1 protein-coding gene is annotated in these 510 nt (G+C 45.9%); it reads right to left on the bottom strand.

All coding sequences use genetic code 11. The features are described 5' to 3' along the window. Positions 1-490 (bottom strand): SDR family NAD(P)-dependent oxidoreductase (locus ACS8FC_RS21075; RefSeq protein ID WP_439298214.1); only part of this gene is annotated, 490 nt, incomplete at its 3' end. Between the last annotated feature and the right edge of the window lie 20 nt (positions 491-510).

Genomic DNA, 510 nt, shown 5'->3' with positions numbered 1-510 from the left:
CTTGGGTGAGCATAAAGGTCGCCGTAAAATTGACCTTCATGACTTGAGCGAATGTATCAACGTCATACATCTCAAGTGGCGTCAACTGCCCAAGCACGCCAGCGTTATGCAAGATACCATCCAGCTGACCGACTTCTTTATCAATCAGTCCTTCTAGCTGCTGCATTTCAGCATAGGTTGCCCCTTCTAGATTCATCGGCAACATAGCGGGCTGCTTACCGCCAAGGCTCTCAATCTCGTCATAGACATACTCGAGCTTGCTGCTGGTACGACCTAGTAGCAATACAGTAGCGCCATAACGAGCATAGGTTAATGCTGCAACACGGCCAATACCATCCCCTGCACCTGTCACCAAGATAGTTTTTCCATCTAGACAATGAGTAGGTGGCTCAAAGTTGCGAATATCGTCATGAGTCAAAGGTTGAATACGACTTTGAACGTTTTTTTGATTGTTTGTCTGATTAGCTGGCTGATTGATATTGTCACTCATGCTATTGCTCACTACTTATC

The organism is Psychrobacter sp. 1Y4 (genome assembly GCF_051847555.1).
Note: the sequence above shows the minus strand (reverse complement) of the source record. Positions and strands in the feature narration are given on the sequence as shown.